25 protein-coding genes and 1 riboswitch are annotated in these 24,730 nt (G+C 68.8%); of the genes, 24 read left to right on the top strand and 1 reads right to left on the bottom strand.

The features are described 5' to 3' along the window. The first annotated feature begins 340 nt into the window (after positions 1-340). The 24 genes from V5F48_RS03050 (at position 341) to V5F48_RS03165 (ending at position 23,939) form a co-directional block, all read left to right on the top strand. Positions 341-1,018: a TetR family transcriptional regulator gene (locus V5F48_RS03050; RefSeq protein ID WP_394039943.1), complete on the top strand. Its 678-nt coding sequence runs from the start codon at positions 341-343 to the stop codon at positions 1,016-1,018. After that, positions 1,015-1,803 carry an ABC transporter ATP-binding protein gene (locus V5F48_RS03055; RefSeq protein ID WP_394039945.1) on the top strand — a complete coding sequence of 263 codons (789 nt, stop codon included), beginning with the start codon at positions 1,015-1,017 and terminating at the stop codon, positions 1,801-1,803. Before V5F48_RS03050 ends, V5F48_RS03055 begins: the two co-directional genes overlap by 4 nt. Beyond that, complete coding sequence (locus tag V5F48_RS03060) at positions 1,800-2,510, top strand: ABC transporter ATP-binding protein (RefSeq protein ID WP_394039947.1); 711 nt, start codon at positions 1,800-1,802, stop codon at positions 2,508-2,510. Before V5F48_RS03055 ends, V5F48_RS03060 begins: the two co-directional genes overlap by 4 nt. Next, a complete protein-coding gene (locus V5F48_RS03065; RefSeq protein ID WP_394039949.1) occupies positions 2,510-3,367 on the top strand; it encodes a branched-chain amino acid ABC transporter permease in 858 nt (285 codons plus the stop codon). Before V5F48_RS03060 ends, V5F48_RS03065 begins: the two co-directional genes overlap by 1 nt. A gap of 5 nt (positions 3,368-3,372) precedes the next feature. Beyond that, positions 3,373-4,302, top strand: coding sequence for a branched-chain amino acid ABC transporter permease (locus tag V5F48_RS03070; RefSeq protein ID WP_394039951.1), 930 nt, complete (start codon positions 3,373-3,375; stop codon positions 4,300-4,302). Positions 4,303-4,307: 5 nt separating this feature from the next. After that, on the top strand, positions 4,308-5,534 hold the full coding sequence (locus V5F48_RS03075) for an ABC transporter substrate-binding protein (protein WP_394039952.1): 1,227 nt from the start codon (positions 4,308-4,310) through the stop codon (positions 5,532-5,534). Positions 5,535-5,650: 116 nt separating this feature from the next. After that, positions 5,651-5,849: riboswitch (cobalamin riboswitch) on the top strand. A 106-nt stretch (positions 5,850-5,955) separates the two neighbouring features. Next, positions 5,956-7,986 carry a TonB-dependent receptor plug domain-containing protein gene (locus V5F48_RS03080; RefSeq protein ID WP_394039954.1) on the top strand — a complete coding sequence of 677 codons (2,031 nt, stop codon included), beginning with the start codon at positions 5,956-5,958 and terminating at the stop codon, positions 7,984-7,986. Between the two features lie 7 nt (positions 7,987-7,993). Next, positions 7,994-8,935: an ABC transporter substrate-binding protein gene (locus tag V5F48_RS03085; protein WP_394039956.1), complete on the top strand. Its 942-nt coding sequence runs from the start codon at positions 7,994-7,996 to the stop codon at positions 8,933-8,935. Positions 8,936-8,946: 11 nt separating this feature from the next. Next, on the top strand, positions 8,947-9,948 hold the full coding sequence (locus V5F48_RS03090) for a FecCD family ABC transporter permease (RefSeq protein WP_394039958.1): 1,002 nt from the start codon (positions 8,947-8,949) through the stop codon (positions 9,946-9,948). Further along, entirely contained in the window at positions 9,945-10,730 is a 786-nt protein-coding gene (locus V5F48_RS03095; RefSeq protein ID WP_394039960.1) for an ABC transporter ATP-binding protein, read from the top strand. The genes V5F48_RS03090 and V5F48_RS03095 overlap by 4 nt, the downstream gene beginning before the upstream one ends. Continuing rightward, a complete protein-coding gene (locus V5F48_RS03100; RefSeq protein ID WP_394039962.1) occupies positions 10,727-11,443 on the top strand; it encodes a DUF6925 family protein in 717 nt (238 codons plus the stop codon). The genes V5F48_RS03095 and V5F48_RS03100 overlap by 4 nt, the downstream gene beginning before the upstream one ends. A 213-nt stretch (positions 11,444-11,656) precedes the next feature. Next, the gene (locus V5F48_RS03105) at positions 11,657-12,727 is read left to right on the top strand and encodes a hypothetical protein (RefSeq protein WP_394039964.1); all 1,071 of its coding nucleotides are present in this window, start codon (positions 11,657-11,659) and stop codon (positions 12,725-12,727) included. Positions 12,728-12,889: 162 nt separating this feature from the next. Continuing rightward, the gene (locus V5F48_RS03110) at positions 12,890-14,047 is read left to right on the top strand and encodes a cytochrome-c peroxidase (protein ID WP_394039966.1); all 1,158 of its coding nucleotides are present in this window, start codon (positions 12,890-12,892) and stop codon (positions 14,045-14,047) included. Between the two features lie 162 nt (positions 14,048-14,209). Then, positions 14,210-15,787, top strand: a complete 1,578-nt coding sequence (locus V5F48_RS03115; RefSeq protein ID WP_394039968.1) for a cytochrome ubiquinol oxidase subunit I — start codon at positions 14,210-14,212, stop codon at positions 15,785-15,787. Between the two features lie 4 nt (positions 15,788-15,791). Then, positions 15,792-16,949, top strand: a complete 1,158-nt coding sequence (cydB, locus tag V5F48_RS03120) for a cytochrome d ubiquinol oxidase subunit II (RefSeq protein ID WP_394039970.1) — start codon at positions 15,792-15,794, stop codon at positions 16,947-16,949. Between the two features lie 16 nt (positions 16,950-16,965). After that, positions 16,966-17,091: a cytochrome bd-I oxidase subunit CydX gene (gene cydX / locus V5F48_RS03125; RefSeq protein ID WP_394039972.1), complete on the top strand. Its 126-nt coding sequence runs from the start codon at positions 16,966-16,968 to the stop codon at positions 17,089-17,091. 100 nt (positions 17,092-17,191) lie between these two features. Further along, a complete protein-coding gene (locus V5F48_RS03130) occupies positions 17,192-18,529 on the top strand; it encodes an ATP-binding protein (protein WP_394040163.1) in 1,338 nt (445 codons plus the stop codon). After that, positions 18,519-19,052 carry a response regulator transcription factor gene (locus V5F48_RS03135; RefSeq protein WP_394039974.1) on the top strand — a complete coding sequence of 178 codons (534 nt, stop codon included), beginning with the start codon at positions 18,519-18,521 and terminating at the stop codon, positions 19,050-19,052. Before V5F48_RS03130 ends, V5F48_RS03135 begins: the two co-directional genes overlap by 11 nt. A gap of 36 nt (positions 19,053-19,088) precedes the next feature. Next, positions 19,089-19,265, top strand: a complete 177-nt coding sequence (locus V5F48_RS03140) for a hypothetical protein (protein WP_394039976.1) — start codon at positions 19,089-19,091, stop codon at positions 19,263-19,265. A gap of 81 nt (positions 19,266-19,346) precedes the next feature. After that, on the top strand, positions 19,347-20,033 hold the full coding sequence (locus tag V5F48_RS03145) for a TetR/AcrR family transcriptional regulator (protein WP_394039978.1): 687 nt from the start codon (positions 19,347-19,349) through the stop codon (positions 20,031-20,033). A gap of 195 nt (positions 20,034-20,228) precedes the next feature. Beyond that, a complete protein-coding gene (locus V5F48_RS03150) occupies positions 20,229-21,491 on the top strand; it encodes an FAD binding domain-containing protein (RefSeq protein ID WP_394039980.1) in 1,263 nt (420 codons plus the stop codon). Continuing rightward, the gene (locus tag V5F48_RS03155; RefSeq protein ID WP_394039982.1) at positions 21,488-21,844 is read left to right on the top strand and encodes a DUF485 domain-containing protein; all 357 of its coding nucleotides are present in this window, start codon (positions 21,488-21,490) and stop codon (positions 21,842-21,844) included. The genes V5F48_RS03150 and V5F48_RS03155 overlap by 4 nt, the downstream gene beginning before the upstream one ends. After that, entirely contained in the window at positions 21,841-23,505 is a 1,665-nt protein-coding gene (gene actP, locus V5F48_RS03160; protein WP_394039984.1) for a cation/acetate symporter ActP, read from the top strand. The genes V5F48_RS03155 and actP overlap by 4 nt, the downstream gene beginning before the upstream one ends. Positions 23,506-23,531: 26 nt before the next feature. Then, positions 23,532-23,939 (top strand): cupin domain-containing protein, encoded by a 408-nt coding sequence (locus V5F48_RS03165; protein WP_394039986.1) that lies wholly within the window; start codon positions 23,532-23,534, stop codon positions 23,937-23,939. Between the two features lie 105 nt (positions 23,940-24,044). Here V5F48_RS03165 and V5F48_RS03170 read toward each other — a convergent pair whose 3' ends face one another. Next, positions 24,045-24,644: a hypothetical protein gene (locus tag V5F48_RS03170; protein WP_394039988.1), complete on the bottom strand. Its 600-nt coding sequence runs from the start codon at positions 24,642-24,644 to the stop codon at positions 24,045-24,047. Between the last annotated feature and the right edge of the window lie 86 nt (positions 24,645-24,730).

The following is a 24,730-nucleotide window of genomic DNA, read 5'->3' on the forward strand; positions in this document are numbered from 1 at the left end:
GCGATGACCCGATGTACACGGCGCGCGGCGCGGCATCAAACAGGATTAAATCAAATAAATACTTATACATTTCAACTTATTAAGCTTTTTTGCAACTGACATTCATATTTTTGCTAAACTAAATCATGAATTATCGGGAATCTGTTTTCAAATTTGTCTAACATGAATAAATTTTCATCACGATTATTTCCTCGGATCGGCACTCAAGACAGCAAAGAGTCCCCTGCATCCGCCTCCGGTGAGATACGAACCGATGGCCGAAAACGGCTGCGCATAAAACAAGCAGTCATGACTGTCTTTTTTGCGCGCGACCGGAACCGCCGCGTGTCAGGCTTTCACCATGGAAACGATCCTCCTCAGAAACGAAGGCGAGACTGCCGACGGCCGCGAGCTGAAAGGCGCCGCCATGCGCGCCCGGCTGCGCACCGCGACCGAGGAACTCATCGCCGAAGTGGGTGTGAATGCCGCATCCGCCGCCGCCATCGCACAGCGATGTGGCGTCTCCCGCGGCGCGATGCTGCATCATTACCCCACGCGGGACGAACTCATCATCGACACCGCCGCCCATTTCTGGCGCCGCGCGCAGAACATCGTCGCCGCACTCGCCGACGACATGAGCGCGGGTCGCACGGATGTCACGGCCTTCGTCGAGCGCCTTTACGAGGATGTGTTCCGGGCCAATGCCCTCGTCACCATGCTCGACCTCATGGTCACCGGCCGCGACACCCGGGTCGGCGAGGCGGTGGAGCAGATCCTCACGGACCTGTTCCGCTCCTACGAAGACCTGGGCGTCAAGGCGTTCACCGTGTCCGGGCTGCCGCCCGAGCGCATCCACGTGGTCATCACCCTCATCGTCTCCACCCTGCGCGGGCTGCGCATCCAGGACAACATCCATCGCGACGAGGCCCGCGTGCGCGACGTCCTCGCCATGCTGGTGGATGCGGTTGAGACCATTCTCGCACGGGAAAGCGGCGCCGCGGCCAAGCCTCGGACAAGCTCCGCACGGCGGCGGCCATGACCGGGACCCCCGCCGACGCCCCGCCCCGCATCGAAGCCAACGGGCTCACCAAGCGCTTCAGCGGCGTCACCGTCGTGGACAGCGTCTCCTTCCTCGTGGAACCGGGACAGATCCTCGGCCTCATCGGCCCCAACGGCGCCGGCAAGACGACCCTGTTCAACCTCATGTCCGGCGTGCTCAGGCCCGATGCCGGCCGTCTCGTGGTGAACGGCGTGGAAGCCACCGGCCTGCCGCCCCACCGCCTCGCCCGGCTGGGCCTGGTGCGCACGTTCCAGCTTGCCCGCGAGCTGGACAAGCTCACGGTGCTGGAGAACGTGCTCCTCGCCGCCCGCGCCAATGCCGGCGAGCGGCTGACCGGCGCGCTCTTCCGCCCCGCCGCCGTGCGCCGCGACGAGCGCGCCGCCACCGAACGGGCGCGCGAGGTGCTGGCCCTGGTCTCGCTCTCGGACCACGAGGCCAAGCCCGCAGCCAATCTCTCGGGCGGGCAGAAGAAGCTGCTGGAGCTGGCGCGCTGCCTGATGGCGGAGGCGGACACCATCCTCCTCGACGAGATCGCCGCCGGCGTGGCACCGCATCTGGTGGAAGAAATCGCGCTGCTCATCCAGCGTCTCAATCGCGAACACGGCAAGACCTTCGTGATCATCGAGCACAATATCGGGTTCATCCGCGCCCTGGCCTCGCGGGTGGTGGTGATGGCCACCGGCCGCGTGCTCGCGGAGGGCAGCTTCGCCCACGTCTCCGCCAATCCCGCCGTCATCGAATCCTATCTGGGACAGGCCGCATGACCCTGCTGCGCCTTCAGAACCTGCGCGCCGGCTATGGCGGTGGCGACATCGTCCACGGCGTCGACCTTGAGGTCGCCCCCGGCGAGATGGTCGCCCTCGTGGGGCCGAACGGAGCCGGCAAGTCGACCCTGCTCAAGTCCATCGCAGGGGTGGCGAAGGTGACCGGCGGCACGCTCACGCTGGACGGCCGGGACCTGGCCCCGCTTTCGCCCGCGGCCCGCGCCCAGGCCGGCGCAGTGTTCATGCCGCAGGACCGCAACGTCTTCCGCACCCTCTCGGTCAGCGAGAACCTGTCGGTCAGTGCCTGGGGCTGCAAGGACATCGCGCAGCGCCGCGCGGAGGTGACGACGCTTTTGCCCACCATGGGCCCCTACATGCACAAGCGGGCCGGCGGCCTGTCCGGCGGGCAGCGGCAGATGGTGGCCCTCGCCATGGCGCTGATGGCCCGCCCCCGCGTGCTGCTGGTGGACGAGCCCACCGCCGGTCTTTCGCCCCTGCTGGTCGGCGAGATGCTGGACGTGCTGCGCCAGCTCGCCGCCGCGGCCGCCCTCGGCATCCTCATCGTCGAGCAGAATGCCCGCGCAGCCCTTGAGCGGGCGGACCGGGCCCTCGTCCTCGTGGACGGCCGGGTGGTCCGGGCCGGCAGCGCCGCAATTCTGGCCCAGGAGCCCGATTTCGGCGCTCTCTTCTTCGGCGAGGCTGCCTGATGCAGATGTTCATCAATGCGCTTGCCACCGCGGCCATCCTGGCGCCGGCTGCAGTCGGCTTCACGCTGATCTTCACCCTGTTCCGCTACGCCAATTTCGCGGCCGGCGGCTTTGTCACCATGGGCGCCTTCGCCGCCTGGACGCTGAACGCGCCCCTCGGCCTGCCGCTCTGGGCCGGGGGTGTGGGTGCCATGGGCGTGTGCGCCGGCGCGGTGGCGCTCAGCGACCGGGTGGTCTTCCGGCCGTTGCGCGGGCGGAGCGGTGGCACGCTGCTTCTCGTGTCCATCGCCTTGTCCTTCGTGATCGAGAACATCATCCGCTTCTGCTTCGGTGCGCAGGTGAAGGGCTTCGACCTGCCGCTCACCGGCCCGCTGATGTTCGCCGGCCTCCGGGTGCCGAAAGAGACCCTTGCGGTCATTGCCATTTCGCTGGTGGCCACCCTGGCGGTGGGCGCGCTGCTCACCTTCACGCCCATCGGCCGGGCCTTGCGGGCAGTGGCGGACAATCCCTCCCTCGCCAATGTGCGCGGCCTGCCGGTGCCCGGGGTGGAAGCCTTCGGGGTGATCGTCGCCGGCGCCCTGTTCGGCCTGTCGGGCACGCTGGTGGGCGTGGACCTTGCCATCGATCCCAACCTCAATTGGGCCATCGCCATTCCGGTGATCGCCGCGGCCATCGTCGGCGGGCTCGGTTCGCCGCTGGGAGCGGCCATCGGCGCCGTCGTCATCGGCCTCGCGGAGGAACTCACCGCCGCCCACTTCACGCCCACCTACAAGGGCGCCGTGGGCTTCGTGGTGATCGCCCTCGTGCTGCTGCTGCGCCCGCAGGGCCTGCTGGGCATCACGGTGGATCGAAAGTAAGCGCCATGGATGCCTATCTCGTCGCCATCCTCACCATTGCCGGGATCTACATCATCCTGGCGCTTGCCCTGAACCTGCAGTTCGGGCTCACCGGCCTCGTCAATTTCGGCGTGGTGGGCTTCTTCGGCCTCGGCGCCTATGCGAGCGGCATCGCCACCGAGACCTTCCACGCCCCCTTCGTCGGCGGCCTCGCCGTGGCCATGGCGACCGGGGCGGTCGCCGGGGGGCTGCTGGCGCTGCTCTGCCTGCGCCTGTCCGGCGATTTCCTCGCCATCGTCACCCTGGGCTTTGCCGAAACCGTCCGGCTCATCTTCAACAACGAGGACTGGCTGACCGGCGGCCCCAAGGGGCTGCTGATCATGACGCGCCCCGTCCTCGCCGATTTCGGGCGCACGGCCAATGCATGGATGGTGCTCGGCGTCGTTCTGGCCGGGGTGGCCGTCACCCTCGCACTGATGCTGCGCCTGGCCGGAACGCCCTTTGGCCGGGTGCTGCGCGCCATCCGCGAAGACGAACTGGTGCCGGCCACCCTGGGCAAGAACGTCTTTGTCTATCGCCTCCAGTCCTTCGTGATCGGAAGCATGCTCATGGCGGCCGCCGGCTCGCTCTATGCGCACTACGTGCAGACCATCACCCCCGACAATTTCACCACTCCGGTGGCGATCCTGGTGTGGATGTCGGTCATCGTCGGCGGGCCGGGCAACATGCGCGGCGCCGTGGTCGGGGCGCTGGCCGTGGTGACCCTCTACGAGGGCAGCCGGTTCCTGACCCCATGGCTCGGCTTCCTGGATGCCGAGCAGGTGTCGGCGCTGCGCTTCATCGTCATCGGCACGGTGCTGATCCTCGTCATCCGCTTCCGCCCCGAGGGGCTGCTGCCCGAGCCCCGGCACACCCCCGTCATGCCCGCCACCCGCCGCCCCGCACTGAAAGGATAATGGTCATGGACGTCACACGCAGGCTCTTCCTCACCGGATCGACCCTCGCCGTCGCCGCGCCGGCGCTGCTGCGCCACGGCCTCGCCCAGTCCGAGCCCATCAAGGTCGGCAGCCTCGTGCCGCTGTCCGGCGGCGGCGGACCTTACGGGCCGGAGAAGGCGCAGGCGCACAAGGCGGTGGTGGAACTGGTGAACAAGCAGGGCGGCGTGCTCGGCCGCCAGGTGGTGCTCATCTCCGAGAATTCCGAGACCAACCCCGAGGCTGCGGTGCGCGCCGCGCGCAAGATGATCGACGCCGACCGGGTCAGCGCCATCCTCGGCACCTGGGCCTCGTCGGTGACGCTCGGCATCATGCCCCTGTGCCAGGAAGCCAATGTCGTCCAGATCTTCACCGGCTCATCCGACACCCTGCCGAACGGCGACAGGAAGGGCCTGTGCTTCAACCTGCAGCCGCTCAACAAGGCCTGGTGCGTGGCGCTGGCCGATCTCGCCGCCAAGCGCGGCGAGTTGAAGATCGCCTTCGCCGGCCCGAAGAACGATTTCGCGGCCTCCATGGGCGAAAGCTTCAGCAAGGCTTTGGAGAAGGTGCGGGGCAAGATCGTCGGCGAGCCGCTCTACTACAATCCGAACCAGGTCTCCTACCGCGCCGAGGCGGAACGACTGATCCAATCCGGGGCGCCGGCCCTGTTCCTCGCCGGCTATGTCACCGACCTGACGCCGGTGTATCGCGAATTGGTGCGCGGCGGCTACCAGGGCAAGGTTTTCGCCCTGTCCTTCGCCGTCGGTCCGCAGTTCAAGCAGGCGGTGGGGACCGCCGCCAACGGCATCCTGCACGGCTCGCCGGTGCCGCCGGTGGGCAAGGACACCTACGACGCCTACCTCGACCTTGTGGGCCTCAAGCCCAACGGGCAGGTGCAGAATCCGTATGGTTGCGCCGCCTATGATGAAATGAACCTGCTGCTGCTCGGCATCGCCAGCGCCAGGTCCACGGAAGGCCCAAGGATCGCCGAGCACATCATGAAGGTGGCGAACGGCCCCGGTGCGCGCGTGACCACCTTCGCGCAGGGCGCCAAGCTGCTGGCGGATGGCAAGGCCATCAATTACGACGGCGCCAGCTCCTCGGCCGACTTCCTGCCCAACGGCATGCTGAAGAGCCGCGATTTCGCCCTGTACGAGATCCAGGGCGATAAGGACGTGCTGCTCACCACGACCACCAGCGACGCCGAGCAGTGACACCGGCGCGCATCCGGCGGGCGGGGACCAGATGGCGGAGAGAGGAATTCAGATCGCCGCTGAAGCCTGCCCTGCCCCCCTCACAAGTTACCGGTTGACGCCCCCGGACCGCCCACGCTAGCGTCATCGGCGACGGTTCCCGCAAGGGATCAAAAGGGAACGCGGTGAACCGGGCAACCGGCGATGCCGCGGCTGCCCCCGCAACTGTAAGCGGCGAGTCCTCTGCCATCAGCCACTGGGCCTTCGGGTCTGGGAAGGCGGCAGCAAGGACAGTGACCCGCGAGCCAGGAGACCTGCCGTCAGCCGTGGTCACGCGCGAGCACATTGGGCGGGGTGTCCTGATGGTGGTTGATCCTTGAGGCTTTCGGGCCGCAAGGATGCCTCGTTCGCGGTGACGGACCACTCGTCCCGCCGAGGCCTCATGCCTGCCGCCGTCCCCTGCCCCATTGCCGGCGCCCCGCGCGCCGTGCGCCCGCCGTTGCGCCTCGCCAAGTCGCACCGCGCCAAGTTGCGCCTCGCTCCCACCCTTCTGGTGCTCGCCTGCGCCAGCGCTCCCGCCCTGGCCCAGTCCACCGACGACCAGAACACCATCGACCTGCCGGAGCTGGTGGTGAGCGCCACCGGCATCCCGACCCCGGAGAAGGAGGTCGCAAGCTCGGTCAGCATCGTCACCGCCGAGGATATCGAGCGCCGCCAGCAGCGCACCCTGCCGGACGTGCTCCAGTCCCTGCCGGGGCTCAACGTGGTGCAGACCGGCGGGCCGGGCGGGCAAACCTCGGTGTTCATCCGCGGCACCAATTCCAACCATGTGAAGGTGCTGATCGACGGCATCGACGCCGGCAATCCCTCCACGCCCAACGGCGCCTTCGATTTCGGGCAGTTGCTGGCCACCGACCTGGCCCGCGTGGAGGTGCTGCGCGGGCCGCAGAGCGGCCTCTACGGTTCGGACGCCATCGGCGGCGTCATCTCGGTCACCACCAAGAAAGGCGACGGGCCGGCCAAGGTCATGGGCTATGTGGAGGGCGGCGCGCTGGGCACCTTCAACCAGGCGGCGGCGCTCTCGGGGTCCACGGAGAAGCTGGCCTATTCCTTCAACGTCACCCATTTCGCGTCCACCGACATCCCGGTGACGCCGCAAAACCTGGCGCCCTACGGCTACCCCGTCAATTCCAACGCCTATGACAACTGGACCTATTCCACCCGCCTCGACTATCAGGCGACGGATGCGCTCGCGGTCAATTTCATCGCCCGCTCCATCGACAGCCGCCTCGCCTTCTCGCCGGACACCTATCCGCCGCCCACCTATGAAGGCATCCCGGCGGCGGAAACCTCCACCAGCCTCGCCAGCATGTTCTTCACCAAGGGCGAGGGGGTGTGGAACGCGTTCGACGACCGTCTCGTCACCACCTTCGGCGTCAGCGCCATGACCACGTCGAACCCCACCTACGGCCCCAACACCGCGGTGAACGGGCAGTATGAGGGCGACCGGCAGATCTATTACCTGCGCTCGAACCTTGCCCTCGCGCCGGGCCAGAACCTGCTCGTGGGCCTGGAACGGCGCAACGAGGCCATGACCTCCGAGACCGCCTACAGCGAGGTGGACGCCTCCACCGGCGACACCGGGGCCTATGGCGAGTTTCAGGGCTCCATCGGCGAGCGCTTCTTCGGCGCCGCCAACATCCGCTACGACAGCGACGACACCTTCGGCGACCACACCACCTTCCGCCTCGCCCCGGCCATCCTGTTCCCGGAGACCGGGACCAAGCTGAAGGCGAGCTACGGCACCGGCTTCAAGGCGCCCTCGCTCTACCAGCTCTACGCGCCCTATTACGGCAATGCGGAGCTGAAGCCCGAGGAAAGCACCGGCTACGATGCCGGCTTCGAGCAGGAGCTGTGGGGCGGGCGCGTGACCTTCGGCGCCACCTACTTCCACAACGATATCACCAACCTCATCAGCTACGATCCGGCCACCTACCAGAACGTCAATATCTCCAGCGCCACCACGAAGGGCGCGGAGACCTTCGTCGCAGTGGCGGTGACCGACCGGCTCGATGTGCGGGTGGACTATACTTACACTTATGTGATCGGCTACATGCCGGTGGGCCAGCCGTTCGGTGCCGCCTGCGCGCCCATCGACGCCACCTCCTGCACCCCGCTGCGCCGCCCCAACACCAAGGTGAGCGTGACGCTGGGCTGGCGGCCCACCGACGAACTCGACCTCTCGGCGAGCCTCGTCTATGCCTCGTCGTGGTGGGACATCGTGCGGCTCACGTCGGACTACATCGACCAGCCGGGCTATTCGGTGGTCAATGTTGCCGCCAACTACAGGCTGAACACCCATGCCACGGTGTTCGCGCGCATCGACAATTTGTTCGACCAGACCTACGAGAACCCCAACGGCTTCCTCGCTCCGGGCTTCGGCGCCTTTGGCGGGCTCAGGCTCACCTATTGAGGACGCCATGAAACAGCTGGCGGGGGCGCTGGTCGTCCTCCTGTTGTGCATCGGCGCCACGCAGGCGAAGCCCGCGCGTGTCGCCTCGCTCAACCTGTGCGCGGACGAACTGGTGCTGCGCCTCGCGGACCCGGGACAGGTGGCCTCCGTCACCTTCCTCGCCCGCGATCCCCGCAGCTCCAACGTGGCGGCCCTGGCGCGGGAGGTGCCGATGAATCGGGGCCTCGCGGAAGAGATTGTGCCGCTGGCGCCGGATCTCGTCATCGTCGGCGCCTTCACCACCCGCACCACCACCGCCCTGCTGCGCCGGCTGGGGCTTGAGGTGCTGGAACTGGGCGTGCCGCAGACCCTGGACGAGGCCTATGCCCAGATCCGCCTCGTCGCCGCGCGCCTCGGCACGCCGGAGCGCGGCGAGGCCCTGGTGGGGCGGATGGAGGCGGCCTTCGCCCGCCTGCCGCCGCCGGCGGCGCGGCCGCCCTCCGCCATCGTGCTGCGGCCCAACGGCTTCACCGCCGGCCGCGGCTCCCTGCCCGGGGAGGTGATGGCCCGGGCCGGCCTCGACAACCTGGCGGCGCGGCTCGCCACCGACCGCCTCGGCCAGCTGGCGCTGGAAGAGGTGGTCTGGGCCCAGCCCGACGTGCTGGTGGTGAACGGCGCGCCCGACGCGCCGCCTTCGCTGGCCGACGACCTGCTCACCCACCCCGCCCTCGCATCCTTCCGCAGCCCGGGGCGGTCGGTCTCCCTGCCCATCCGCCTGTGGACCTGCGCGGGTCCGGAGCTCGCGGAGGCGGCGGCCCGGCTGGCAGGGGCGGCGCAAAGGGCAACCGAAGGAGCGATCCAAGACGCCACACGGGCGACGGCACCCGATGCCCCACGGGGTGCGCCCCAATCGGCGCCAGCCTTCACCCGACCGGCTCTCCAAGCCGCCGTGCCGGCGGCGGCCCGATGACCATTCCCCCCATGTCCCACACGATGTCCCACACTCTGCTGATCGCCACCCTCTGCGCCGGTGTGGCCGCGCTGCTCGTCGCCTCCGTGGCGGTGGGCTATGCACCCCTCGACCTCGGCGCGGCGATGGCCGACCTCGCCGCCGGGCGGCAGACCTTGCCCGCCCTCGTGCTCGCCGAGCTGCGGCTGCCCCGCGCCATCCTGGGGGCGGCGGTGGGCTTCAGCCTCGGCATCACCGGCGCGGCGCTGCAAGGGCTCATGCGCAACCCGCTGGCCGATCCCGGCGTGGTGGGCGTCTCGGGCGCGGCGGCGCTGGGGGCGGTGGTGGCCTTCTATTTCGGCTTCTCCTCCGCCTTCGCCCTGGCGTTGCCCCTGGGCGGCCTCATCGGAGCGGGGCTGTCGACCGCCGTCCTGCTGACGCTGGCGGGACGGGGCGCCGGAACCGCCACGCTCATCCTCGCCGGCGTGGCGCTGAGCAGCCTGTCCGGCGCCCTCACCGCGCTGGCGCTGAACCTCGCCCCCAGCCCCTATGCGGCGCTGGAGGTGGTGTTCTGGCTCATGGGCTCCCTGTCCGACCGCAGCCTCGCCCATGTGGCGCTGGCCCTGCCCTTCATGGCGGTGGGCTGGGGGCTGGTGCTGTCCACCGGCCGCGCCCTCGATGCCCTGACCCTGGGCGAGGATGCGGCGGCAAGCCTCGGCTTCCCCCTGCGCCGGGTGCGCCTCCTCGTCATCGGCGGCACGGCGGCGGCGGTGGGGGCAAGCGTGGCGGTGGCGGGCGCCATCGGCTTCGTGGGCCTCGTGGTGCCCCACCTCATGCGCCCCTTCGTGGGCCATCGGCCGGGGCGGCTGCTGCTCGTAAGCGGGCTCGCCGGGGCGGCGCTGACCCTTGGCGCCGACATCGCGGTGCGGCTCATCCCGACCCGGCCGGAGCTGAAGCTCGGTGTGGTCACGGCCCTCATCGGCGCGCCCTTCTTCCTCGCCTTGCTGCGGAACCTCAGGGTGGACGGCGAATGATCGTGGAAGCACGCGACATCGGCGTGAGCCGGGGCGGCACACTGGTGGTGCGGGACTTCTCCCTCGCCGCGCGGCCGGGCGAGATGCTCGGCCTCATCGGCCCCAACGGCGCGGGCAAGACCAGCGTGCTGCGCGCCCTCGCGGGCCTCGATCCGCTCGCCTCCGGCACAATCACCTATGGCGGGCGCACGGCGGACGATATGGGGCGCCGGGGGCTCGGCCGCGCCCTCGCCTATTTGCCGCAGAACGGGCGCATCCACTGGCCCCTGCCGGTGGAGGAGGTGGTGGCGCTGGGCCGGCTGCCCCACGGCGTCGCCAGCGTGGATGCCGCCGTCGAACGCGCCATGGATGCGGTGGAGCTGGCGCCCCTGCGGCGGCGCTCCGCCGGCTCCCTCTCCGGCGGGGAGCGTGCCCGCCTGCTGCTCGCCCGCGCGCTGGCGGTGGAAGCCCCGGTGCTGCTGGCCGACGAGCCGGTGGCGGCCCTCGACCCCTACCACCAGCTCCAGGTGATGGACGTGCTGCGCGCCACCGCCCGCGCCGGAACCGCCGTGGTGGCGGTGCTGCACGACCTCACCCTTGCCGCCCGCTTCTGCGACCGCCTCGCCCTGATGAAGGACGGCGCCCTCATGGCCGAGGGCCCGCCCGCCGCGGTGCTGACGGCGGATCGGGCGGCCGAGGCCTATGGCGTCACGGTGGAGGGCGGGGAGATCGGCGGCGAGCCCTTCATTCTCCCCTGGCGTCGCCGCGGCCGGGCGCCGGACCGCAAGGAACCCGAGGCATGACCCAGAGCGCCATCACCGAAGATTCCTTCGACGCCCTGACGCGCCATGCGCTCGACCCACGCACCGGCTGGAGCCTCGGCATCTTCGGCGCCATCGCCGAGTTCATGCGCGATCCCGGCGAGGCAACCGCCATCGAGACCGGGGCGGATATCCTGAAGGTCGTCACCGCGCGCGGCGGCCTTGTGGTCCGGCGCCATCCCGCCACGGTCGTCGTGGATTACGAGATGCCGTCCCGCCATGCCGAGCGGCGGGTCCGCGCGCTGGCGGCCTGCCTGCCGGAGCGCGACGCCGCCCGCGCCGGCCGCGCGGTGGTGACCGAGGTCGGCCCCGACATGGCCGCCCTGCGGGAGGAGGATCGCGGCGCCCTGCTGTTCGATCTCGGCATCGGCCTTACGAGCGTCGAGACCTGCGTGCGCACCCGCGCCCCGGCCCTGATTGCTGCCCTGCGCGCCGCCGAAGGGATGCCTGCCCTTGCCGCGCCCGGCCTCATAGCGGCGATGGTGGAGCACGGCCCGCACCGCGTGTTCGCCTCCGCGCTCGGTCGCATCGAGGTGTTCCAGCCAATCCCGCCGCCCGGAGGCGTCAGCCCCGATGGTCCGCACACCCATGTGCTGCCGAAACTCATCGCCCACGGGCGCACCCACGCGGCCAGCGTTCCCATTCCGGAAGGGCTGGTGCCGTGCCTGTCCATTCACCCGCCCTCGGGGGCATAGGCCGGCACGGGCCGGCGCGCTCAGCCGGGAATGAGCGCCACGGCGGCCGGCTGCGCCATTCAGTGCTTGCTCGCTCGCACCTCACGCTGACCGGCCCTGAGCTGTGCGAGCACATTGTAAAGGCCGGCCGGCGTGAGATGCGGTGCGATTGCCAGTGGCGCCGGGCCGGCGCAGACTTGGCCGGGACAGGCATGGACATGCAGGGAGGCGCCGTTGGCCAGGTCTGAGATGATCGCCGTCCTCATGCACGCCCGCAGGCCGGGCCGGGCGCAGGCCGTGGCCTCGGTGCTGGCCGTTCTTCTCGGCACGGCGGCACCCGCCCTCGGCGAGCAGGGCGCGGCGCCGGCGCCGGAAGCCCGCGTCATCCGCGATCTCAACCTCAAGGGCGATCTCGGCACCGGCAAGGAGAAGCGCAGCCTCAGCGGCATCGCCTGCGCGACGCCCCCCGGCCCCGGTCCGCGCGCCTGCATCCTGGTGGGCGACGAGAACGACCTCATGTGGAGCGCGACGCTTGCGGGCAAAGCCATCCGCCTCGATGCGCGCATCCATGCGGCGCAGGCGGGTGCAGCCGAGCTTGATCTGGAAGGCGCCACCTTCGCCGCCGCGCCGGAGGGCGGTGCCTATTACATCACCGGCTCGCACGGGGCCTCGCGCACCGAAGGCAAGTACGAGGCCGGGCGCTTCCTTGTGTTCCGCATCCCGACCGATCCGGCCACCGGCGCCATCATCCCCAGCGGCATCACCGCCACGCGGACTTTGGAAAGCGTCATCGCCGCCCTCCCCAATCTTGCCCGGCTGGCATGCCGGGAGGGCATGACCTGCGAGCGCCTCGACGCGGAAGGTCTCAATATCGAAGGGATCGCTGCCCGCGACGGCGCGCTCTATTTCGGCCTGCGCAACCCCACCACGGCGGGGGCGACCATCCTCAAGGTGCCGGCCGGCGTCCTGTTCGCCGGGCCGGCGCCAAAGGCCGAAGTGCTGCGGGTGCAGCTGGATGCCGGCAACGGCGTGCGCGACCTTGCGCCCGTGGCCGGCGGCTTCCTCATTCTCGCCGGCCTCGGCCGATCCGACGACCAGCTCACGACGCGGCGCAGCGTGATCCACTTCTGGGACGGGCAGTCGGAGACCGCCATGCCCCTGGCGCAGATCACCTCTGCCGATGGCAAGCCGGAGGCCCTGCTGGTCATCACCGACAGCGTCGCCGGCAGACCCTATGAGGTGCTGCTGCTCATGGACGGCGCGAAGGACGGAGCGCCTGCGGTCTATGAGGTCCCGGCCCGCTGACCGGCCTGAGCCGCCGGTCCGGCTTTCCGGTACCGCCTCAGTCGCGTGCATGCAGTGTCTCAGCGACGACCTGTCCTTGGACAACATGTCCACTCGCGTCCGCTGCAATCGCGGCGCCACAACGCGAGTGTGAACGCCTTTCTCGCATACGCAGCACGACAGATGCAGCCCCTATCCGCTCCCGCCCGCGGTGCGGGCGAGGCGCTGTGTGCGCTCGTCTGCCTCGCGTGCCTCACCTGCGCGGGGCCTGCACGATCCCAATCGGCGCCGCAGGCCGAGCGGGCGGCGCTCGGGGCAACGCTGTTCTCCGATCCGGACCTGTCGCGGGAGCGCAACCAGTCCTGCGCCACCTGTCATGATCCCGCCCACGGCTTTGCCGATCCGCGGACCGACGTGGCTTCGGGCGCGGTCTCGCTCGGCAGCGACGGGACATCGCACGGCGTGCGCAATGTCCCCACCGTCAGCTATGCGGCCGCCACGCCCCGCTTCCACAAGGATGCCAAGGGCCGTCTGGTGGGCGGCCAATTCCTCGACGGCCGCGCCGACACGCTGGAGGCGCAGGCCGGCGGGCCGCTGCTCAATCCGGTGGAGATGGCCATGCCGGACAAGGCGAGCGTCGTCGCCCGCCTGAAGGAGAAGCCGGCCTATGGGGAGGCGTTTCGCCGGCTGTTCGGCGCCGACGTGTTCAAGAGCGATGACCGCGCGTTTTCGGCCCTCACCCAGGCCCTCGCCGCCTATGAGCGCAGCCCGGAGGTCTCGCCGTTCGATTCCAGATACGACCGGTTCCTGCGCGGGGAAATCAAGCTCACCGACCGGGAAGAACTCGGCCGCGTGCTGTTCTTCTCCAACCAGTTCACCAATTGCCACCTCTGCCACCAGATCTCGCCGGCGGACGGGGCGGGCGAAACCTTCTCCAACTTCCAGTTCCACAACATCGGCGTGCCGCGAAACCCGGCGCTCGATGCCCCGGTGGACCACGGCCTGCTCGCCACGCGTGGGCTGAAGGACAAGCGCCTCGACGGCCGCTTCAAGGTGCCGACCCTGCGCAACGTGGCGGTGACGGGTCCTTACATGCACAACGGCGTGTTCACCGACCTGCGCACCGTCATCCTCTTCTACAACAAGTATAATTCCTCATCCCCAGACCGCCAGGTCGACCCTGGGACCGGCCGTGCGTGGGACCCGCCCGAGGTGCCGGACACGCTCTCGCGGACCGAGCTGGAATTCGGCCCGGCCCTCGACGACCGGCGCATCGACGCCCTCGTCGCCTTCCTCAAGACCCTCACCGATCGCCGCTACGAACCGTTGCTCGACCGGTGATGCAACAGCCTTTGCCAACAGGTTTTTCCGAGATCTGCCCCGTGATCGCCCCTTCCCCCTTCACGCGACACCGCGGCCCCGCACAGCCCGCGCGCGTCTTCCCAGCCCAGCCGCCGACCGCGGCGTGTTCCGACAGGAGGCCGGATCGCTCCGGCAGACCTCATGGACCTCGACACCCTTGACCTATCGAGACTGCAATTCGCAGTCACGGCGCTCTACCACTTCCTCTTCGTGCCCCTGACGCTGGGCCTGTCCGTCCTGCTCGCGGTGATGGAGACGGTCTATGTCATGACCGGCCGCCTCATCTGGCGGCAGATGACCAAGTTCTGGGGCACATTGTTCGGCATCAATTTTGTCGTCGGCGTCGCCACCGGCCTCGTCATGGAATTCCAGTTCGGCATGAACTGGAGCTATTACAGCCACTATGTGGGCGACATCTTCGGCGCCCCGCTGGCCATCGAAGGGCTGATGGCCTTTTTCCTCGAAGGCACGTTTGTCGGCCTGTTCTTCTTCGGCTGGGACAAGCTCTCCAAGGTCGGGCACCTCATCACCACCTGGGCGGTGGCCATCGGCTCCAACTTCTCGGCGCTGTGGATTCTCGTCGCCAACGGCTGGATGCAGAACCCGGTGGGCTCCGCCTTCAACCCGCAGACCATGCGCATGGAAATCACCGATTTCTTCGCCGTGGTGACCAATCCGGTGGCGCAGGCGAAGTTCGTCCACACGGTTTCGGCGGGCTACGTCACCGCCTCCATCTTCGTGCTCGGCGTCTCGGCCTGGTACCTGCTGAAGGGCCGCCACACGGAGCTGGCCAAGCGCTCCATGACGGTGGCCGCCTCGTTCGGGCTTGCCGCCTCGCTGTCGGTGGTCGTCCTCGGCGACGAGAGCGGCTACCTGACCACCGAGCACCAGAAGATGAAAATCGCCGCCATGGAGGCCATGTGGGAGACCGAGCCGGCTCCCGCCGCCTTCACCCTGTTCGGCTTCCCGAGCGAGAAGGACCGCGAGACCCATTTCGCGGTGCGCGTGCCGTGGATGCTCGGCCTCATCGCCACCCGCTCCCTGACCACGCAGATCCCCGGCATCAACGAACTGGTGACCCAGACGGAGGGACGCATCCGCAACGGCATCGTCGCCTTCGACGCGCTCCAGCAGATCCGCGCCGCCGGCAGCGACGCCAGGATCCCGCCGGCGGCACGCCAGGCCTTCGAGGACAATGGCCGTGACCTCGGTTACGCGCTGCTGCTGAAGCGCTACCTGGACGACCCGCGCAAGGCCAGCGAGGACGACATCCGCCGCGCCGCCCGCGACACGGTGCCGAGCGTGCCCACCCTGTTCTGGTCGTTCCGCGTCATGGTGGGGCTGGGCTTCTTCTTCATCGCCTTCACCGCCACCTTCTTCCTGCTGTCGGCGCGGCGGCTGCTGGATCGCTACCGCCCGCTGCTGTGGCTGGCGGTGTTCGCCATCCCGCTGCCCTGGATGGCGGCGGAACTCGGCTGGGTCGTCGCCGAGGTCGGGCGCCAGCCCTGGAGCATCGAGGGCGTGCTGCCCACGGCGGCGGCCGTCTCCAGCCTCGGCGCGGCGACGGTGCTCACCACCCTCGCCGGCTTCGTCGCCCTCTACACCGTCCTGCTGGTGATCGAGATGACGCTGATGCTGCGCGCCATCCGCAAGGGGCCGGAGCCGGACGACGCGCCGGAGACCAACCTCGTCCCCTCCTCCCTCGTGGCAGCGGAGTAGAGCCATGATCCTGAACACGCTCATCGACTACGACACCCTGCGGGTCATCTGGTGGCTGCTGCTGGGGGTGCTGCTCATCGGCTTCGCCGTCATGGACGGGTTCGACCTCGGCTCCGGCATCCTCCTGCCCTTCGTGGCGAAGACCGACCTGGAGCGCCGGGTGGTCATCAATGCGGTGGGGCCGGTCTGGGAGGGTAACCAGGTGTGGCTCATCCTCGGCGGCGGCGCCATCTTCGCCGCCTGGCCACAGCTGTATGCGGTGTCCTTCTCGGGCTTCTACCTCGCCATGTTCGCGATCCTGTTCGCGCTCATCCTGCGGCCGGTGGGGTTCAAGTATCGCTCCAAGCGCGAGGGCGCAGCGTGGCGGTCGGCGTGGGACTGGGCCCTGTTCGTGGGCGGCCTCGTGCCGGCGCTGGTGATGGGGGTGGCCGTGGGCAACGTGCTCCAGGGCGTGCCCTTCCATCTCAACGACGACCTGCGCATCTTCTACGATGGCACCACGCTGTTCGAACTGCTCAATCCGTTCGGACTGCTGTGCGGACTGCTCTCGGTGGCGATGCTCACCATGCACGGCGCCGGCTGGCTGCTGCTGAAGACCGAGGGCGCCGTCGCGGCGCGGGCCCGGACCATCGGCAGCGTGGCGGCCCTCGCCACCATCGCCCTGTTCGTGCTGGGCGGGGTCTGGCTCTTCCTCGGCATCGACGGCTACCGCATCGTCGGCACCATCGCGACGGACGGTCCCTCCAACCCGCTGGCCAAGGCGGTGGAGATGGCCCCGCGCGCCTGGTTCGCCAATTATGCCGCCCATCCCTGGATGCTGGCGGGGCCGGCGCTCGGCCTCCTGGGGGCGCTTGCCAGCCTCGCCTTCCTGAGGGGCCGGGTGGAGATCGGCGCGTTGCTGTCGAGCGCCCTGTCCATCTTCGGCATCATCTCGACGGTGGGGCTGTCCATGTTCCCCTTCATCCTGCCGTCGTCCCTCGACCCGCGGTCGAGCCTCACCGTGTGGGATGCCTCGTCCAGCCATCTCACCTTGTTCGTGATGCTGGTGGCCACTGTGATCTTCGTGCCGATCATCATCGCCTACACCACCTGGGTCTACCATGTGCTGTGGGGCAAGGTGGACGCGCGCTCCATCGCCGACGGCAACGGCCACGCCTACTGAAAGAAGGAGACGGAACATGTGGTACTTCGCCTGGCTGCTCGGCCTGCCGCTGGCCGCCGCCTTCGCGGTGCTCAACGCCATGTGGTACGAGCTGATGGACGATCTTGCGCGCGAGCGGGCGGAAGGTCCGACGGCGCCTTAGAGCGACGACCGTGAGCCAATGCGAACGGAAAATGCGCGAAAGCGGATGTTTGGTACCTGACCGTCCGGAACGAGGTGCGCGAAGGTGAGGTCGCGAAGTGATGGGCCTGGTCATGGGCGAGAGCACGATCGAGAGCGACGCCAATCGCAGGAACCTGCTGTTGCTGATCGCGCTGCGCTGGCTTGCGGTGGCCGGGCAGGTCGGTGCCATCGCGGTGGTGCATGTCTGGCTGGGCGTCGCCCTGCCGCTCGCCGAGATGGGCCTCGTGATCCTGTTCCTGGTGGGGCTCAACCTCATCGGCCTCTACCGGATCATCGGCCAGGCCGCCATCAGCGACACCGAACTGTGTGTGGAACTCCTGCTGGACGTGGCGGCGCTCACCATCCAGCTCTATCTCAGCGGCGGCGCCACGAACCCCTTCATCTCGCTCTATCTACTGCAGGTGATCCTCGCCGCCGTGCTGCTGGCGCCGCTCGCCACCTGGATCATCGTCGCGGTGACCACCGGCTGCTTCATCTGGCTGACGCGCTTCTTCCGGCCCATCGACTTCCGTGGGCACGGCCTTGGCCTTGATGGCGCGCACGAAGGCGGCCATGGCGCAGGCTCCTTCTTCGACCTGCACCTGCAGGGCATGTTCCTGTGCTTCCTGCTGGCGTCGGTGCTGGTGGCGCTGTTCGTGACGCGCATCAACGCCAACCTGCGCAGCCGGGATGCCCATCTGGCCGAACTGCGCCAGCGCGCGGCGGAGGAAGCGCACATCGTGCGCATGGGCCTGCTGGCCTCGGGCGCCGCCCATGAACTCGGCACGCCGCTTTCGACCCTCGCCGTCATCCTCAATGACTGGCAGCACATGCCGCGGTTCCGCGACGATCCCGAGCTGGGCGGGGAGATCGAGGAGATGCAGGCCGCGCTGGGGCGCTGCAAGAGCATCGTCTCCCACATCCTCATCGCCTCGGGCGAGGCCCGCGGCGAGGATGCCCGCCGCGCCCCGCTCGCCGCGTTCCTCGACGACATGGTCCGGCGCTGGCGCGACAGCCGCCGGCCGGCCGCATTGGAATACCGCAACGAGACCTGTCACGATGTGACGATCGTCTGCGACAGCGTGATCGAGCAGGTGCTGTTCAATATCCTCGACAATGCGCTGGAAGCCTCGCCGGACTGGGTCGCGATCGCCGCCGAGCAGAGCGGCTCCGAGCTGGTCGTGCGCGTGAGTGATGCCGGGCCGGGCTTCTCCGAGGGCGCGCTCAACCAGTTCGGCAAGCCCTACCAGACGACCAAGAGCGAGCCGGGCCGGGGCCTCGGCCTGTTCCTCGCCGTCAACGTGCTGCGCAAGCTGGACGGCGCCATCGGCGCGAAGAACCGCCCGGAGGGCGGAGCACGGGTGGAAGTGCGGCTTCCCCTCTCCGCGCTGGCGGTGGGAGCGCACGATGGAGCCTGACAAGCACCTGCTGCTGGTGGAGGACGACGCCCCCTTCGCCCGCGCCCTCCAGCGCTCGTTCGAGCGCCGCGGCTACAAGGTGGCGCTCTGCCCGCGCGCCGAGAGCCTGGACGCGCTGCTTGCGCAGACCGACCCGACCTGCGCCGTCGTGGACCTCAAGCTCTCCGGCGCATCGGGGCTGGAGTGCGTCAGGCGGCTGCACGCGCATGATCCCGCCATGCGGATCGTGGTGCTCACCGGCTACGCCAGCATCGCCACCGCGGTGGAGGCCATCAAGCTCGGCGCCTGCCACTACCTCGCCAAACCGTCCACCACGGACGACATCGAGGCGGCCTTCGGCCGGCTGGATGGCGACGCGGGTGTCGCCCTCGGCGTGCGCCCGAGCTCCCTCAAGACGCTGGAGTGGGAGCACATCCACGAGACGCTTTTGGAGGCGGACTTCAATGTCTCCGAGGCGGCCCGCCGGCTCGGAATGCACCGCCGCACCCTGGCGCGCAAGCTGGCCAAGCGCCGGGTGACTTAGGGGTGACTTAGGCGGATGAATGAGCCGAGTGACGGAATGGCAACATCCCCGGAGCTGCTGGCCGAATACGCGCCGGAGCCGCCCTTCGACGCCGGGACGCCGCAGCGCGCGCCGGCGGAGGTGACCGCCCTGATCGAAGGCATGTTCGCCACCTTCCTTGTGGATGCGGCCGAGACCGGCCGCATCGCCTTCGCGCGCGCCGGCTCCTTGTGAGGCCGGCATCTCGTTTCAGGATGATCATTCGCCCGGAACCCGTGCTAGAATTGATCGCTTGATAAAGACCGGATGACCGCCTTGCCTGCACCCAAAGTCCCGTCGCCGCCGCGCCGTCGCCTCTCGCCCGCGGATCGGGAGCGGGACATCGTCGCCGGCGCCGTCGCCTTCTTTGCCGAGCACGGCTTCGACGGCGCGACGCGGGATCTCGCGCAGCGGCTCGGCATTACGCAGCCGTTGCTCTACCGCTACTTTCCCGGCAAGGAGGCCCTGCTCGACCGGGTCTACCAGGAGGTCTACCAGAGCCGCTGGCAGAGCGAGTGGGAAACCGCCATCGCCGACCGCTCCATCCCCATCGAGGAGCGGCTGAAGCGCTTCTACCGGGCGTATGCGGCCGTCATCCAGACCTATGAGTGGGTACGGCTGTTCATGTTCGCCGGCCTCAAGGGGCTCGACTTCAACAGCCGCTATCTCGCCTTCCTGCGCGCCCGGCTGTTCGAGCGGATGGTCATCGAGATCCGCGTCGCCAACGGCCTCGACGAGACCGCCCCGGTGAGCGAGGAAGAGATCGAGCTCATCTGGTCGCTGCACGCGGGCATCTTCTACATCGGCGTGCGCAAATTCATCTACGGCATGCCCATTCCCACCGATCTTGGCGCTGACATCGACTTCAAGATCAACGCCTTCCTGAACGGCGCCCCGGCCGCTTTCGCCACGCTGCTGCCCAAACCCGCACAGGCCCGCAGCCGGGTCGCGCGCAAGAAATAATCGATCGATAAATTATATTGACGCCGGCGAAGCCGCACGGCACTATCTATCGTCCGATAAATATCGGGGGAGCGCCTCAGGACCGGCAGAGCCGGCCGAAGGTGGCTGAACGACATCAAAACAAAACGGCAGGTCCGCACCGGAACGTCGTGCGAGCGCGTCACCCGGCGTCGGCGGAGCCGAGGGAGAACACCCATGCCAGGACACATGACCGGCGGCGGGCTGGACCGCGCGCCGAAGCGCAAACGCGCCATCATCATCGGCGGCTCCATCTGCGGACTTTTCACCGCGCTCCTGCTGCGCAAGGCAGGCTGGGACGTCGCGGTCTTCGAGCGCATCGGCAGCGAGCTTGCCGGCCGCGGCGCAGGCATCGTCACCCATCCCGAGATGTTCGATGTCATCGCCCGTACCGGCCTCGACGTGACCGAGGCGCGGGTCGGCGTGGGCGTCAGCGGCCGGCGGGTGTTCGACCGCGACGGGCGGCTCGCAGGCGAGCTCGACCTGCCGCAGGTGCTCACCTCCTGGGGCCATCTTTATCGCCTGCTGCGCTCGGCCTTGCCGGACGACGCCTATCACCACGGGTGCAACCTCGTGTCGGTCGAGGACGGCGTGGACGCCGTACGCGCGCACTTCGCCGACGGCTCCATCGAGAAGGCGGACCTCCTCGTGGGCACGGACGGCCTGTTCTCGACGGTGAGGACGGGCTTCCTGCCGGAGATCCAGCCGACCTACGCGGGCTATGTCGCCTGGCGCGGCCTGGTGGATGAAGCCACGCTCTCGGCGGAGACGCGTGCCGCCCTCTGCGGCCACTTCTCCTTCAGCCTGCCCCCCGGCGAGCAGATGCTCGGCTATCCCGTCGCGGGCGTGGACGAGCAGCTGGAGGAAGGCCAGCGGCGCTACAATTTCGTCTGGTACCGGCCCGCTGCCGGCGACCGGCAGCTCGCCGATCTCCTCACCGATGTGGAGGGGAAAAGGCACCCGCTTTCCATCCCTCCCCACCTCATCCGGCCCGAAGTGGTCGCCACCATGCGGTCCGACGCGCTCCGCCTGCTGGCGCCGCAATTCGCCGAGGTGGTGGAGCGGACACCGCAGCCCTTCCTGCAGGCGATCCAGGATCTGGAGACGCCGCGCATGCGGCTCGGGCCCCATGTGGTGATCCTCGGCGATGCCGCCTTTGTCGCCCGGCCCCATGTGGGCATGGGCGTGACCAAGGCGGCCGCGGACGCCGCCGCCCTCGTCGCAGCCCTCGGCGACAGCGGCGATGTGGAGGCCGCCCTCGCCGCCTTCGAGGCGCGCCGGCTCGCCTTCGGCCGGGCCGTGGTGCAGCGGGCGCGGCACCTTGGCGCCTACATGCAGGCCCAGATCCTCGACGACGAAGAGCGGGCACGTGCCGAGCAGCATCGTCGTCCCGAGGCCGTCATGAGCGAAACCGCCGTCGCGACGGGGATCGCAGCATGAAACACGCCAACGTCTGCCCCACACGGCCCGCGGCTGCGCCGCAGGATGTCGCGGCCCGCATCGAAGCCATCCGCCGGAACCCCAACTTCCGGCGCCTCGCCTCTGCCCGGACCCGCCTGGGTCTCTCATTGGCCGCGATCATGGCCACGCTTTACTTCGCCTACATCCTGACCGTGGCCCTGGCGCCCCGCGCGCTCGGCACGCCGGTCCTGCCCGGTGCGGTCTCCACCTGGGGCATCGTCGCCGGGGTCGGGCTGCTGAGCCTCGGCTTCGTGCTGACGGCGATCTATGTCGCCGTCGCCAACCGTCATTTCGACCATCTGACCAAGAGCCTCGAGGAGGAAGTGCAATGAGGACCGCAGGACTTCTGTGTCCAGGCCTCTCGGCCTGCGTCATTCTCCTCGCCGGGGCCGCACCCGCGGCAGCCGCGGGTGCGATCGCGGAAGGTGGGAGCCGTCAGCCGCTGAACCCGGTTGCCATCGGCCTGTTCCTGCTGTTCGTGGTGGTCAGCCTCGGCGTCACCTGGTGGGCCGCCCGCAAGGGGACAGGCGGCGCGCAAGACTATTATGCAGCCGGCGGCGGCCTCAGTGGCTTCAAGAATGGCCTGGCCATCGCCGGAGACTACACCTCGGCGGCGACGTTCCTCGGCGTGACCGCGCTGGTCTACACCTCCGGCTATGACGGCATGATCTATGCCGTCGGGTTCCTGGTGGGCTTCCCGATGATATTGTTCCTCATCGCGGAGCCGCTGCGCAATCTCGGGCGCTACACCTTCGCCGACGTCGTCGCCTACCGGCTCTCGGAAGTGCCGGTGCGGGTGGTGGCGGCCACCAACACTCTGGTCATCGTGCTGCTCTACCTCATCGCCCAGATGGTGGGGGCCGGGAAGCTCATCGAGCTGCTGTTCGGGCTGCCCTATTGGGTGGCGGTGGGCCTCGTGGGCCTGCTGATGATGGCCTATGTCACCTTCGGCGGCATGCTCGCCACCACCTGGGTGCAGATCATCAAGGCGGTGCTGCTGCTCACCGGCTCGGTGGTGATGTCGGTTCTGATTCTCTCCCGCTTCGGCTTCAGCGTGGAGACGCTGTTCGCCCACGCCGTGGCGCTTCACCCCAAGGGCGTCGCCATCATGGCGCCGGGCGGGCTGGTGAAGGATCCTGTCTCGGCCATCTCCCTGGGCGTCGCCCTGGTGTTCGGAACGGCCGGCCTGCCGCACATCCTGATGCGCTTCTTCACCGTCGCCGACGCACGCCAGGCGCGGGCATCGGTGCTGGTGGCCACCGGCTTCATCAGCGTCTTCTACACCCTGCTGTTCGTCCTGGGCTTCGGAGCCATCGCGGTGGTGCTGGCAGACCCTGCCTTCAAGGATGCGTCGGGCGCGGTGATCGGCGGCACCAACATGGTGGCGCTGCATCTGGCCAACGCCCTCGGCGGCTCGGTGCTGCTCGGCTTCATCTCGGCAGTCGCCTTCGCCACCATCCTCGCGGTGGTTTCAGGCCTCACCATCGCCGGAGCATCGGCGGCGAGCCACGATCTCTACGCCCGCGTCATCCGCCGCGGCGCCGCGTCGGAGCAGGAGGAGGTGCGGGTCTCGAAGGCGGCGGCGGTGCTCATCAGCCTCCTCGCCATGGGGTTCGGCCTCCTGTTCGAGAACCAGAACATCGCCTTCATGGTGGGCCTCGTCTTCGCCGTCGCGGCGAGCGCGAACTTCCCCGTGATCGTGCTGTCGGTGTCGTGGCCCGGCCTTTCCACCCGGGGAGCGGTGGCCGGATCGGTGACGGGGCTGGTGGTTGCCCTGGTGCTCGTGGCCCTGAGCCCGAGCGTGTGGACGCAGACGCTGAAACTGGGGCCGGCGCCGTTCCCCTATGACAATCCGGCACTATTCTCCGTGCCGCTCGCCTTTCTGGTCTCGATCTGCGTGTCGCTGGCCGACCGCAGCGCGGCGGCGCAGCGGGTGCGGGCCGCCTTCCCCGCGCAGCATGTGAAGGCCCAGACGGGCTTCGCCCTCGACTGAGGCGCCAACAATCCTAGGAGATGCAAATGACCCTGACGACCTATGCCTCCGTCGAAGCACCGCTGGACTGGCCCGATGTTCTGCGGGCCGACCTGCATGCCAGCCGCGGCAACGGCCGCGTCGGCAGCCGGCTCGTTTCCCAGAGCGACCGGGTGCGGGTGTGGCACCTTAGCCTCAAGCCCGGAGAGCGGATCGGCTTCCACACCCATGTGCTCGATTATTTCTGGACGGCGGTGACCGGTGGGCGCGCGCGCTCCCATTATGCCGACGGGCGCGTGGCCGAGGTCACCTATGATCCCGGCGACACCAAGCACCACCATTTCGGCGCCGGCGAATTCATGATGCATGACCTGACGAATATCGGCGACACCGAGCTGGTCTTTACGACGGTCGAATTCCTCGACAGTGCCAACAGGCCCATTGAGCTGGGTTAGCCCCCCTTCTCCCCGGCCTCCGGGCTGCCGTGGCCTTCGCGCGGCCTACGGGTCCTGATCGTCCCAGGTGAACGCGCCGACGAAGCGTTCGTCGGCGCGTTCACGTCATTGCACCGCGTTGATGGCGAGGCCTTCCACATAGGTGAACTTGACAGTCGCCCCGGGCTGCAGCGTCTGCAAGTCAGCCAGGACCGTGGCGTTGGCCGCCTTCAGCGTCCGCAGATAGCCGTCCGGCCCGGGGAAGCTCACGGTGCCGGCGGCCGGATCGACCGACACGACCGGAGCGGCGATGGTGATCTCGCGCAGGCCGAAGCCCTCGGGAAGGCCGGGAAGGCCGGCATTGACCACGACCTCGTTCAGCACCTCGGTGGGCTGGCCCTTGCCGACCTTGCCGATGGCCGTGACCACGCCGGGCAGCTTGCGGATCAACAGGCTTTGTCCGACGCGGAAATAGCTGAGGTCGCCGACCAGGGGCGGCGCGACCACGGCCCAGCGCTCTCCCGACGGGACTTCCAGCACCACGCGTCGGGTGGCCGGGTCTGCCGATACGAACTGAACCTTGTAGGTCAGGATCGTGGCGCTGCCGAGCCCGGCCACAGTGACCACCTCAACCGAAGCGGGCTTGGGCAAGGATTGGGCCGCTGCTGGCACCGCGGCCGCGAGGCAGGCCGCGACGATGGCCACATAAGTCTTACGAACGGTCATGATCGTCATCTTTCTTAAACGAGGTCGGCGACGCTGCCGGGGGCAGTTCGGGAGCAGGAGGCGATCCGGCTGCGCGCAGGCTCTTG

This window comes from Xanthobacter autotrophicus ATCC 700552, from assembly GCF_043194565.1.
Taxonomy (GTDB): domain Bacteria; phylum Pseudomonadota; class Alphaproteobacteria; order Rhizobiales; family Xanthobacteraceae; genus Xanthobacter; species Xanthobacter autotrophicus_F.

Coding starts and splice junctions, on each gene's coding strand:
- V5F48_RS03070 (WP_394039951.1), top strand. CDS start 3,373: ATGGATGCCTATCTCGTCGCCATCCTCACCATTGCCGGGATCTACATC.
- V5F48_RS03080 (WP_394039954.1), top strand. CDS start 5,956: ATGCCTGCCGCCGTCCCCTGCCCCATTGCCGGCGCCCCGCGCGCCGTG.
- V5F48_RS03115 (WP_394039968.1), top strand. CDS start 14,210: ATGGACCTCGACACCCTTGACCTATCGAGACTGCAATTCGCAGTCACG.
- cydB (WP_394039970.1), top strand. CDS start 15,792: ATGATCCTGAACACGCTCATCGACTACGACACCCTGCGGGTCATCTGG.
- V5F48_RS03050 (WP_394039943.1), top strand. CDS start 341: ATGGAAACGATCCTCCTCAGAAACGAAGGCGAGACTGCCGACGGCCGC.
- V5F48_RS03140 (WP_394039976.1), top strand. CDS start 19,089: ATGGCAACATCCCCGGAGCTGCTGGCCGAATACGCGCCGGAGCCGCCC.
- V5F48_RS03110 (WP_394039966.1), top strand. CDS start 12,890: ATGCAGCCCCTATCCGCTCCCGCCCGCGGTGCGGGCGAGGCGCTGTGT.
- V5F48_RS03090 (WP_394039958.1), top strand. CDS start 8,947: ATGTCCCACACGATGTCCCACACTCTGCTGATCGCCACCCTCTGCGCC.
- V5F48_RS03165 (WP_394039986.1), top strand. CDS start 23,532: ATGACCCTGACGACCTATGCCTCCGTCGAAGCACCGCTGGACTGGCCC.
- V5F48_RS03150 (WP_394039980.1), top strand. CDS start 20,229: ATGCCAGGACACATGACCGGCGGCGGGCTGGACCGCGCGCCGAAGCGC.
- V5F48_RS03055 (WP_394039945.1), top strand. CDS start 1,015: ATGACCGGGACCCCCGCCGACGCCCCGCCCCGCATCGAAGCCAACGGG.
- V5F48_RS03060 (WP_394039947.1), top strand. CDS start 1,800: ATGACCCTGCTGCGCCTTCAGAACCTGCGCGCCGGCTATGGCGGTGGC.
- V5F48_RS03065 (WP_394039949.1), top strand. CDS start 2,510: ATGCAGATGTTCATCAATGCGCTTGCCACCGCGGCCATCCTGGCGCCG.
- V5F48_RS03085 (WP_394039956.1), top strand. CDS start 7,994: ATGAAACAGCTGGCGGGGGCGCTGGTCGTCCTCCTGTTGTGCATCGGC.
- V5F48_RS03130 (WP_394040163.1), top strand. CDS start 17,192: ATGGGCCTGGTCATGGGCGAGAGCACGATCGAGAGCGACGCCAATCGC.
- V5F48_RS03135 (WP_394039974.1), top strand. CDS start 18,519: ATGGAGCCTGACAAGCACCTGCTGCTGGTGGAGGACGACGCCCCCTTC.
- V5F48_RS03155 (WP_394039982.1), top strand. CDS start 21,488: ATGAAACACGCCAACGTCTGCCCCACACGGCCCGCGGCTGCGCCGCAG.
- V5F48_RS03075 (WP_394039952.1), top strand. CDS start 4,308: ATGGACGTCACACGCAGGCTCTTCCTCACCGGATCGACCCTCGCCGTC.
- V5F48_RS03100 (WP_394039962.1), top strand. CDS start 10,727: ATGACCCAGAGCGCCATCACCGAAGATTCCTTCGACGCCCTGACGCGC.
- V5F48_RS03170 (WP_394039988.1), bottom strand. CDS start 24,644: ATGACCGTTCGTAAGACTTATGTGGCCATCGTCGCGGCCTGCCTCGCG.
- V5F48_RS03095 (WP_394039960.1), top strand. CDS start 9,945: ATGATCGTGGAAGCACGCGACATCGGCGTGAGCCGGGGCGGCACACTG.
- cydX (WP_394039972.1), top strand. CDS start 16,966: ATGTGGTACTTCGCCTGGCTGCTCGGCCTGCCGCTGGCCGCCGCCTTC.
- actP (WP_394039984.1), top strand. CDS start 21,841: ATGAGGACCGCAGGACTTCTGTGTCCAGGCCTCTCGGCCTGCGTCATT.